The sequence below is a fragment of the Aequorivita vitellina genome, from assembly GCF_022008365.1.
GTDB classification, from domain to species: Bacteria; Bacteroidota; Bacteroidia; order Flavobacteriales; family Flavobacteriaceae; genus Aequorivita; species Aequorivita vitellina.
Genome location: NZ_JAIRBA010000002.1, coordinates 125453 through 136679 on the forward strand (window position 1 = coordinate 125453; position 11227 = coordinate 136679).

The following is an 11227-nucleotide window of genomic DNA, read 5'->3' on the forward strand; positions in this document are numbered from 1 at the left end:
TAATTTTTTTAATCCTGAATACTCAATCCAGAATTACTCATCTTCTTTATCATTGGTTAAAATCTCTATTGCAGGTTTTTTCATTGTTTGCTTATTGGCAATGCTTCTTTCTAACGAAAGTAGGAGGGTAGGCAGCAACACTAAATTTGATAGCATTGCAAAAAGCAACGTTATAGACACTAATGCGCCTAAAGCTACGGTGCCTCCAAAACTCGAAATAGTAAATACCGAAAACCCGAAAAACAGCACGATGGAAGTATAAAACATACTTACCGCAGTTTCCCGCAAAGCTGCAAAAACCGACTTCTTTATTTTCCAGTTATTTGCAATTAGCTCCTGCCTGTATTTTGCGAGGAAATGTATGGTGTCGTCCACCGAAATTCCAAAGGCAATGCTAAAAACCAGAATAGTGGAAGGTTTTATAGGAACTCCCACAAACCCCATGACACCTGCTGTTATTATTAAAGGTAGGAGGTTTGGAATTAATGAAATTAAAATCATTTTAAAACTTCGGAACATCCACGCCATAAAGAGCGCAATTAAGAAAATGGCAAGCGAAAGCGAAAGAATTAAATTGTTTACCAAATAATGCGTTCCTTTTTGAAAAACCAAGGCTTTCCCTGTAACCGAAACATTATAGCGTTCTACGGGAAAAACCTTTGCTATTTCGGTATTGAGATCTTCTTCAATGCGTTTAAACCTATCGGGTTCGGTGTCTTTCATAAAAGTGGTAATACGTGCAAACTGCCCCGTGCTATCCACATAGCTATTTAATAAATTGGTGTTTGTATTGCTGCTTTTTGCATAGGATAGTATAAACGTTCTTTCTTGACTGTTTGGCAATTGGTAATATTCGGGGTTGCCGTTGTAATATGCTTGCTTAGAATATTTCACCAATTCAACTACAGAAAGTGGTTTCGCAAATTCTGGAATTTCTTTAATGTGGTCCTGCAGTTCGTCAATACGTTTTAAAGTAGAAAGGCTCATGACGCCTTTTTTCTTCTTTGTATCTACCATTATTTCTAAGGGCATAATACCTTCGTATTCTTTTTCAAAAAAGCGAATATCGTCAAAAAAGCCGGTGTTTTTAGGCATATCTTCAATCAAGCTTCCTGAAATTTTTATATTGTAAATGCCAATTATACTTGAGCATAATAATAGAACTGCCGCAATATAAATAGTGATGCGGCGCTCTTTTACCATGCGTTCAATCCAGTTGACGAAAGAGTTTATCCAAGTTTTATTTAAATGCTTTAGGTGCTTGTATTTTGGCACCGCCATATAACTGTAGGTAATTGGAATGATAAGCAAACTCAACAAAAAGATGGCGACAATATTGATGGAGGCCACAATACCAAACTCGCTTAACAGCTCGCTTTTCACCAAAATAAAAGTAGCGAAACCCGAAGCGGTTGTTAGGTTGGTCATTAAAGTTGCATTACCAACTTTTGCAATTACGCGTTGTAACGATTTTGCTTGGTTGCCGTGCAGTTTTATTTCCTGCTGATATTTATTAATGAGAAAAATACAGTTGGGAATACCAATAACAATTATTAGTGGCGGAATTAATGCCGTAAGCACGGTAATTTCATAATGCATTAAACCCAGAAATCCGAAGGCCCACATTACCCCAATAATCACGGTACACATAGAAATAAACGTGGCGCGCCAAGAACGGAAAAAGAAGAAAAAGATAAGCGAAGTAACAAAAAGTGCCGCGCCAATAAACAACCCAATTTCATCAATAATATTTTGTGAGTTTAGTGTGCGAATGTAGGGCATTCCAGATGTATGCACTTCTACACCGGTTTCTTTTTCAAATTTTTTAATTAGCGGAATAAGATCTTTTATAACAAAATCTTTTCGCGCGGGTGTGTTTACAATGTCTTTTTTAAGATAGATAGCAGAGCGAATACTTTGCTTATCGGGACTGTAAATAAGTCCGTCGTAAAAAGGCATTTTGTTGAAAAGTTCGTCTTTGTATTCCGCAAGATTTGCATCAGTAAAAATGGAGTCTTTTATAAATGGTACTAATTCAAAACCTGTGGTATCTAATTTCTTTTCGAGTTTTTGAAGGTTGCCAATAGAAAGTGTTAACTCTACTTCGTTGAATTTGCCAATGTCTTTGGAAAGTTGGTTCCAAGCTTTAAATTTTTCGGGCGTAAAGATGGTCGAATCTTTCACACCCATAACAATCAAGTTGCCCTCTTCGCCAAAGTGCGAAAGAAATTGATCGTATTCAAGGTTTATAGGGTGGTCATCTGGCAGCAAATTGGCTTCGGTATAAGTGAAGCGCATGTTTTTCCACTGCAGTGCAAGCAACACAGTTATTGCTGCTATTACTATTAAAATCCAGGTGCGATTCCGTAAAATAAAACGGGCTACCCAGCTCCAAAACCCAATGCTAAAAAGTTTGTTCAAAGCTATTTTTTAAAGAATTAGCAAAGGTAACTATTTGCAATAAGTGGGGGATTAATTTTTGGGGGTATTTTGAAAGGATGTAGGATTTAGAAACTAATCTTTAGAGGAAGATTAATGGATGAATACAGGCTGGATTTATATATTTTGGCAAGTTTCAATTACAAACTATATCTGCAAATAGAAAGTAAACTTAAACGAAATATTATCTGAGAATTTTGGAAGGTTGTAATATCCGTAACGGTATGCCCCGCTAAGTCCGAACCCGAAAAGTATTTTATTTACTTCAAAACCCGTTTCGTTGTAAAGCTTGTCTAATGTATTAAAAGGGATTCCAAAATGGTTTTCTATGTTATTCATATCGCCCAATGCGTGGCGGGTAATTAACACCAATTCGGGTTTCCACTTTTCGCCGAGATTGAATCTGCGCAGGCTGTGTTTTATCTGTAGGGTTGTTAATTTATCTGAAAAGAATTCGCCAAAATACATGGTCTCAAAACTTTGCACACCCGCAACTGAAAAGCGCTGCAACACTTCGTCTTTGGTTGGCTGGTTGGGGTAGGAGTGAAATAGATGCGTAAGCGGTACATCGCCCGTAGCCAAAGAACCTTCCAAAAGAATATTGGTGGATGATAAGTTGGTGCGTTTTACATAATAATCTAACTTCAACCCAAATTTGGTATAGTTGAAATCGCTGTCAAACACTCCTTTAAATCCCTTTGTAATTTGTGCACTAATTTTTGGAAAGCCATCAAAATATTCTTTAGTGCCATCTTCATTTGTGAAAAAATTGGTCTTCGGACTTATTCTAACAGATACCGTCGCTTCTGCCAGTCGATAATTTGATAGTGGAATGTTGTTGTTTATAAAATAATAGTTTTCAATATTGGTTACGTTACTGTGCGCTACCCTAAATTCGCCCAAAAATTTTGGAGAAAGCTCGCTGGCAATATTCGCGAACCATTTTCTGTATTTGTAAAATTGAGTGATATTAACAAGTCGCGGTTCAAAAATAGAATAGACGCGCGCATCGGTTAAATAATCGAAAGCGCCAATTTCTTTTACATCATCTGCGTAATAAATACTAACCCACGCTTTTCTTTCTTTATTAATACGGGCACTGGCACCCAAACTGTATTTTGAAGATTTGTCTTTAAATCCATAGGCGTAATACCCACCAAATTTATAGTTTTCAAAAAGTTTGTCGTTTGTTAATCCGCCAATTCCAAGTCGGAAACCTTCGTAATTATTCAGTTTTATAAGTGTTTTTAAATCTATGTCGAAAAAACCGATGGGATAGTAACCTGAGGAAAGCGGATGTTCTTTTTTGTCTTCAACACTTGCAATTGTATCCTTATCTGTTTGTATTGCTGGCACTTGAGAAGTAGCTTGCCAAGCAATACAAAAAAAAACAAAATAAAGAATTTTACGCATTGGGGAAGTTTAGGTTTAAGCAGATTAAATGTAAAAATAAAGCGGCTATTAAGCCGCTTTATTGTAATTAGTTTAACGAAGCGTGCCTTACACGGTCATTATTTCCTTTTCTTTTGCTGCAAACATTTCATCAATTTTCTTGATGTGTGTGTCGGTCATTTCTTGAATATCGTCTTCAAGACCTTTTTTTAAATCTTCAGAAATTTCCAATCCTTTTAAATCATTGTTGGCATTTTTTCTATCGTTTCGAACACCAATTTTTGCTTCCTCGGAAGCAGCTTTTGCCTGTTTTGCCAAATCTCTTCTTCGTTCCTCGGTTAAGGGTGGAACGCTTATAATTACGCTCTCGCCGTTATTCATTGGGTTAAAGCCAATGTTTGCAAGATGAATGCCACGTTCAATTGCCGGAATCATGCTTTTTTCCCAAGGCTGGATGCTAATAGTCATCCCGTCTGGGGTGTTCACGTTTGCCACTTGGCTCAATGGGGTTGGGCTGCCGTAATAATCTACCATTACGCTACCCACCATTGAAGGTGAAGCTTTTCCGGCACGGATGTTAGCCAATTCTTTTTCTAAATGTTTTAGTGCATCGCTCATTGCTTCGCGAGTACTGTCCATTATAAAGTCAATTTCGTCTTCCATAGTATTCAACTTTCAACCCATTGCCTGTGCTTGGGTGATAAATTAATTATTTCGATTTAAAGATAGAATATTCGTAAACAATAATTACAATATTTTTACAAATTCACTTTTGTGCCAATCTTTTCGCCAGAAACAACTTTTAGCAAATTTCCTTTCGTATTCATATCAAAAACGATGATTGGCAATTCGTTTTCCTGACTTAAGGTGAAAGCGGTAGTGTCCATAACTTTTAAGCCTTTTTGCAATACATCCTCAAAGCTAATAAAATCGAATTTTGTGGCGAGTTTGTCCTTTTCTGGGTCGCTGGTGTAGATTCCATCTACGCGCGTACCTTTCAATATTACATCTGCATTAATTTCAATTGCTCGTAAAACCGCTGCTGAATCTGTTGTAAAATAAGGGTTTCCGGTCCCGCCTCCAAAAATTACTACGCGTCCTTTTTCCAAATGGCGAATTGCCTTTCTGCGAATAAATGGTTCAGCAACTTCATTAATGTTTATGGCACTTTGCAATCTGGTGGCTACCTCTTCATTTTCTAAAGCACTCTGCAATGCAAGTCCGTTTATTACTGTTGCAAGCATACCCATATGATCGCCTTGAACGCGGTCCATTCCGCTGCTAGCACCAGCTAGGCCTCTAAAAATATTTCCGCCGCCGATAACAATGGCTACTTCTACACCTTTTTCGGTAATCTGCTTTATTTCTTGTGCATATTCTTTAAGTCTTATAGGGTCAATTCCATATTGTTGATTGCCCATTAAGGCTTCGCCAGAAAGTTTTAATAGTATTCTTTTGTAGTGCATAGTGAATTTTTACAGCGCAAAAATAAAGAAAATTATTGATGCGGTGGAAGGAATTGAAAAAAGTAGTTTTTGCCATACGTTGTTTCGAAAAAATGGAAATTTTAAACCATTTGTGATGACATTTTCGCGACTCCTGCGATGTAACTTTGAATACATATAACTAATCCTTAAAATTACAACTTATGAAAACAACATTATTTTATCTATTATTCGGCGTTTCCACAGTACTGATTTCTCAAAATTCTACCGAAATTTTAGCACCTGCTTCACACACGTTTCAGCCGGCTAACATTGAAAAAACTGAATGCATATCAGATTTGCAACGCCAAGAGATAAGACAGCAAATTGCTTTGAATAAGCAAAAAATACTGCAAGAAAATCCAAATGCTTTTCAGCACAGAGGGGGATCCCCGTTGTTTATAATGCCTCTTCGCCCCAAAGCTGGGTTTGATGATTACGGGTATTATATAATAAACAATCAAGTAGATCACGATTTAACTCCAAACGGAAATCTGTTGGATTATGAATGTGGCGAACGCACTTATGATTGGAATAACGGCAACCACGAAGGTACAGACTATGTGCTTTGGCCTTATCCGTGGAAACGAATGCAGGAAGAAATTATGGAAATAGTGGCCGCCGCCCCTGGAACTATTATTGATAAACGTGATGGGAATTTTGATATGAACTGCGTTAATACGGGCAACCCAAACTGGAACGGGATTATAATAGAACATGCTGATGGTTCACAAGCGTGGTATTGGCATTTTAAGGACGGTGCTATTACGTCAAAAAATATTGGCGAAACTGTTTCGGAGGGTGAATATTTGGGTGCTGCGGGCAGCTCTGGCAGCAGTACTATTCCACATTTGCATTTTGAAATCTATGATGCCGGCAATAATTTAATAGATCCGTACGAGGGACCGTGCAACAGTATGAATGCGAATAGTTGGTTTTTGGATCAGCCAGATTATTTCGTGCCCGAAATTAACCACCTTTCTACCCATAATTCAACAAATTTTGACGATGATTGTGGGGTGGTTGAAAACACTTATGAGGAACTCAATTTTGAACCTGGCGATCCGGTGATTTTGCGTTTATTTTATCGAGATATCCGCACCAATGACGATACCCATATAGTAATTACAAAACCCGATGGTACTGCATTATACGACTGGGTGTTTACTTCGCCATGGCCTAATTATACAGGTGCTTATGCCGAATGGAACTTCCCAACAGACGGCACCTGGCCAGATGGCGTTTATACAGTGACTGCTACCTATTACGGAAATACGTACGAAACAATTTTTGGTATAAACACAAATTTGGGTGTTGAAGATTTGAAATTGACCGAGGTTTCCGTCTATCCCAATCCCGCATCGGATAAGGTTTTGGTGGAAGCAAATTTGCCGATTGAAAAAATTGAAATATTTGATCTATTGGGGAGAAAAGTAGTGGGAAACGCACCTTTATCTACAAATACCGAACTGAATATAACTTCTTTAAAAACCGGAATGTACGTAGCAGTAATTACTACTGAAGGGAAAAAAACGGTACGGAAAATCGTGAAGGAATAAATTTCTGAAAAGAAATGTCCGGGTCGAGTCCTTCGACTTCGCCCAGGGTAAACTAGAGTCGAGACCTTTTTATTTTAAAACACATTAAAACCGTTGGTAAGCCCTACTTTCAAAGGTTTATTTGTAGGAAAATAGCGCAATTGAATAGGAACAACCCCGTGTAAAAACAGGGTTGTTCCTGTTTTATATTTAATAATTTTAGGATAATTTTTGGAATTCGACTAACTTTAATCGACCAGAATATAAATATTTGATGGTAAACCCGAGGCACCTCGGACCCTGGACGTTAACGAAACAAGTACAACCCTAAATGTTTCCGGTTATCCATCTGGTATTTATTGAATCGACCTTGTGTGTGACGGCGAAATCGTGGACTCAAAGAACCTTGTAAAGCAATAATCCTTAATAATCGAAAGAATGAAGGCAATTTTTTACATAGTAATGTTCCAAATTGGTGCACTCAGTTTCGCACAAGATCCGCAATTGGTAGGGGTGGACTGGTATCTGCATGACCTTATTATAAACGGCGAGCATCATCCTCCTCCTCGTAATTCCGAGGTACAAAACGTGCAAGCTCGTTTTTATGCCATTTCAAACGGCGATAGTGCCGATGCGTTTATTACCTTCGTTTGTAATGAGATATACGGACTGCTAATTTATGATGAATTTAATCCTGTTTTTTCGTTTACCTATCAAGAAAACACCTTCATTACTTGTACCCTTCAAGTGAACCAAGACTATGAGGAGCTTTATTTTAATTTTTTTTACGCTCCCTTTGGTAGTATTTATAACTATTCGATTACCACAGATACAAACGGTTATAAAGTTTTGCTGTTAACATCGCCTTCTGGAGACAAGGCTATTTACGGCGACCATATTTTATCCAGTGAAGATTTTCACAATTCACAGTTCGCTATCCACCCAAACCCCGCCCAAAACGAACTCTTTATTACAGCACAAAACACCACCCAAAACCTAAAAATCAAAATCTTCAACATAGCAGGCAAACTGTTGAGCACACAAAGCATAACGCTTCAAGACCCAAAGGCAGTAGATATCTCCCAACTAATGAGTGGCATCTATTTTTTAAACATTGAAGATGAAAACGGCATTACAATAATTAAAAAGTTTGTGAAGGAATAGATGAGTTCTCGACTGCAATCGAGCAGACATTTCACAAAAAAAAGAGGCTGAAATCAATCAGCCTCTCTTTGGTAAAATGAATGTTTAGAAAGCTTAAGCCAAAGAAACACGCTTAAAGCCTACAACTTCAACATCGCCATACGTTTTTACGTAATCTGCAACGCTCTTTTTCTCGTCTTTAATAAAGTTTTGATCAAGCAACGCTTTTTCGTGATCTAAAGTAGTATTGTCGCTAATAAAACGCTCTAACTTTCCAGGAAGAATTCTATCCCAGATTTGCTCTGGTTTTCCTTCAGCTTTTAATTCGGCTTTTGCGTCTTCTTCCGCTTGAGCTAAAACTTCGGAAGTTAATTGTGCTCTCGAAATGTATTTTGGTACATTTTTTAGGGTTTTCCCCAAACGTCCCAATTCAATATTGTCTTTTTCAATAACAGCGATTCTTGCCTCGGTTTCTGAAGCTACAAATTCTGGATCAAAATCTTTGTAAGACAAAGTAGTAGCTCCCATAGAAGCAACTTGCATTGAAACATCTTTTGCCAATTCCTCAGCATTGTCAACTGCTTTTGAAAGACCTGTTAAGGCAGCAATTTTGTTAACGTGAACATACGAACCTACAAATGGAGCTTCTAAAATTTCGAAACCACCTATTTCTATTTTCTCACCTATTACACCCGTTTGTTCGGTTAATTTTTCGGCAATTGTTATTCCGCCAAAATCTGAAGCTAAAAACTCTTCTTTTGAAGATGTGTTTAAAGCTACTTCTGCCATATTATTTGCCATTTCAACGAAAGAATCGTTCTTGGCAACAAAGTCTGTTTCACAGTTTAAAGAAATAGCCACACCTTTTGTGTTGTCGCTATTCACCTTTACAGTAGCAACACCTTCACTAGATTCGCGGTCTGCTCTTTTTTCGGCAACTTTCTGACCTTTTTTTCTAAGGATAGATATTGCTTCGTCCATATTTCCGTCTGCTTCAACTAATGCCTTTTTACAGTCCATCATTCCAGCGCCGGTGGCCTGTCTTAGTTTGTTTACTTCTGCGGCTGTTATTTTTGCCATTTGTATATTTTTTTAGGTTTTATATTAAAAAAGTCGTTCGAGCTATTTTTTCAACAAAGAAAAGAACCAAACGACTTTTAAATTTTAAAATACGGTTACTATTCTTCTTCGTTTAAAACTTCTTTCTTCGATTTTTGACGCACAGGCTGTTTTGCCTCTTTCATGTCTTTTACGTCTTCTTCGTCAGTTGAAGGTACTTCAGCTTTTGCTTTTTTCACTTCTTTACCTTTTTTAGAATCTGAAGAACGAGCAGGTTTTGCTTTTTTAGCCATTCCAGCCTCATCGTCACCGTCGTCGTCTTTTCCAGATTTTCTTTCTGCAAGCCCGTCAATAATAGCCTCAGAAACGATGTTCATAATGCTTTCAATAGATTTTGAAGCGTCGTCGTTTGATGGAATTACGTAGTCAATAACGCGTGGGTCACTGTTGGTATCTACCATTGCGAAAATTGGAATTTTCAACTTTAATGCTTCGGCAACTGCAATGTGCTCGCGCGTTGTGTCAACAATAAAAAGTGCTGCAGGAAGGCGGCTCATGTCTGAAATAGACCCTAAGTTTTTTTCTAGCTTAGCACGAAGACGATCTACTGCCAAACGTTCTTTTTTAGAAAGTGTGTTAAAGGTACCATCTTGCTTCATTCTATCGATGGAAGCCATTTTTTTAACGGCTTTACGAATAGTTACAAAGTTAGTTAACATCCCGCCTGGCCATCTTTCTGTGATGTACGGCATGTTAGCAGCTTTTGCTTTTTCAGCAACAATGTCTTTTGCTTGTTTTTTGGTAGCTACAAAAAGAATTTTGCGACCACTGGCTGCAATTTTTTTAAGGGCTTCACTAGCCTCATCTATTTTTGCAGCAGTTTTGTATAGGTTGATAATGTGGATACCGTTGCGCTCCATATAGATATACGGGGCCATATTTGGGTTCCATTTGCGGGTAAGGTGTCCAAAGTGTACACCAGCTTCAAGTAAGTCTTTTACTTCTACTTTTTTTGCCATTTTTGTTTTAGTTTACGTTCTGTGAAAGGATAGCAACCTCTCCGCCACGGCAGATTTGGTTTAGATGCTAAACTAACTCCGCCAAGGCGGATAACAGCTTTTTATTAATTAATAATGATTATGAACTTGTCAACTTTCATTGGGCATCCCATTTGAGATACCCAATTTAAGTTGAGTATTGTAATTTTCAACAAACGCACAAAACTAAGGTTACTGCGCGTAGTTGAAATATTATCGTTTCGAGAATTGGAATTTCTTACGAGCTTTCTTCTGTCCGAATTTTTTACGCTCTACCATTCTTGGGTCTCTTGTAAGTAAACCTTCTGGTTTTAAAATACCACGATTTTCGTCGTTTAACGTACACATTGCACGAGAAATAGCAAGACGAATAGCTTCTGCTTGTCCAGTAATTCCACCGCCAAATACGTTTACGTTAATATCGAAAGTAGTTTCGTTTTCAGTAAGTACCAAAGGTTGTTTTACTTTATATTGAAGTGTTCCAGTTGGAAAGTAGTTTTCTAACTCACGCTTGTTGATAGTAATGTTTCCCTTTCCTTCTTTAAGGTAAACTCGTGCAACAGCGGTTTTTCTTCTGCCTATTTTATGAATTGTCTCCATTACTTGTTGTCGTTAAGGTTAATTGCTCTAGGTTTTTGTGCTTCTTGACCGTGGTTAGCATCTGCATAAACTTTAAGGTTTCTGAAGATTTCCGCGCCCAATTTGTTTTTAGGAAGCATTCCTTTTACAGCTTTTTCAACAAGCCTTGCAGGGTCTTTTTTGTACATTTCTGTAGCGGTAAGACTACGTTGTCCGCCAGGATATCCTGTGTGGCGAATGTAAGTTTTGTCTGCCCATTTGTTACCAGTAAGGTTTATGTTACTCGCATTAATAATAATTACGTTGTCACCGCAATCTACGTGTGGGGTGAAACTTGGTTTGTGCTTACCGCGAAGTAATTTAGCAACTTCGCTTGCAAGACGACCCAATGCTTGCCCGTCCGCATCTACCAATAACCATTCTTTTACAACGGTATTTTTGTTAGCAGATACTGTTTTGTAACTTAATGTATCCATTTAGTTTTTGTCAATTGTTAATAAATCATTGTTTTCTCACCTTAAAACAAAACAGATTTTGTCTAAGAGGGGTGCAAATG

The 11227-nt window shown here is 37.8% G+C and carries 10 protein-coding genes; 2 read left to right on the plus strand and 8 right to left on the minus strand.

The genetic code is table 11. The annotated features are described in order from the left end of the window. Positions 1 to 33 precede the first annotated feature (33 nt). The 4 genes from K8089_RS01605 to pyrH all read right to left on the minus strand — a co-directional run bounded on the left by K8089_RS01605 (position 34) and on the right by pyrH (position 5297). Positions 34 to 2421: an efflux RND transporter permease subunit gene (locus K8089_RS01605; RefSeq protein WP_237601516.1), complete on the minus strand. Its 2388-nt coding sequence runs from the start codon at positions 2419 to 2421 to the stop codon at positions 34 to 36. A gap of 165 nt (positions 2422 to 2586) precedes the next feature. Beyond that, a complete protein-coding gene (locus K8089_RS01610; protein ID WP_237601517.1) occupies positions 2587 to 3852 on the minus strand; it encodes a DUF5686 family protein in 1266 nt (421 codons plus the stop codon). A gap of 87 nt (positions 3853 to 3939) precedes the next feature. After that, entirely contained in the window at positions 3940 to 4494 is a 555-nt protein-coding gene (gene frr / locus K8089_RS01615) for a ribosome recycling factor (RefSeq protein ID WP_237601518.1), read from the minus strand. A 95-nt stretch (positions 4495 to 4589) separates the two neighbouring features. Continuing rightward, on the minus strand, positions 4590 to 5297 hold the full coding sequence (gene pyrH / locus K8089_RS01620) for a UMP kinase (RefSeq protein ID WP_237601519.1): 708 nt from the start codon (positions 5295 to 5297) through the stop codon (positions 4590 to 4592). A gap of 182 nt (positions 5298 to 5479) precedes the next feature. Between pyrH and K8089_RS01625 the strand changes: the two genes are divergently transcribed. Together K8089_RS01625 and K8089_RS01630 are read left to right on the plus strand one after the other, a co-directional pair. After that, a complete protein-coding gene (locus K8089_RS01625) occupies positions 5480 to 6874 on the plus strand; it encodes a T9SS type A sorting domain-containing protein (protein ID WP_237601520.1) in 1395 nt (464 codons plus the stop codon). 417 nt (positions 6875 to 7291) lie between these two features. Then, positions 7292 to 8017: a T9SS type A sorting domain-containing protein gene (locus tag K8089_RS01630; protein WP_237601521.1), complete on the plus strand. Its 726-nt coding sequence runs from the start codon at positions 7292 to 7294 to the stop codon at positions 8015 to 8017. Between the two features lie 93 nt (positions 8018 to 8110). Here K8089_RS01630 and tsf read toward each other — a convergent pair whose 3' ends face one another. The 4 genes from tsf to rplM form a co-directional block, all read right to left on the minus strand. Beyond that, the gene (gene tsf / locus K8089_RS01635; RefSeq protein WP_237601522.1) at positions 8111 to 9076 is read right to left on the minus strand and encodes a translation elongation factor Ts; all 966 of its coding nucleotides are present in this window, start codon (positions 9074 to 9076) and stop codon (positions 8111 to 8113) included. 98 nt (positions 9077 to 9174) lie between these two features. Further along, positions 9175 to 10074, minus strand: coding sequence for a 30S ribosomal protein S2 (gene rpsB, locus K8089_RS01640; protein ID WP_237601523.1), 900 nt, complete (start codon positions 10072 to 10074; stop codon positions 9175 to 9177). A gap of 231 nt (positions 10075 to 10305) precedes the next feature. Next, a complete protein-coding gene (rpsI, locus tag K8089_RS01645; protein ID WP_237601524.1) occupies positions 10306 to 10692 on the minus strand; it encodes a 30S ribosomal protein S9 in 387 nt (128 codons plus the stop codon). Then, positions 10692 to 11147 carry a 50S ribosomal protein L13 gene (rplM, locus tag K8089_RS01650; protein WP_237601525.1) on the minus strand — a complete coding sequence of 152 codons (456 nt, stop codon included), beginning with the start codon at positions 11145 to 11147 and terminating at the stop codon, positions 10692 to 10694. The genes rpsI and rplM overlap by 1 nt, the downstream gene beginning before the upstream one ends. Between the last annotated feature and the right edge of the window lie 80 nt (positions 11148 to 11227).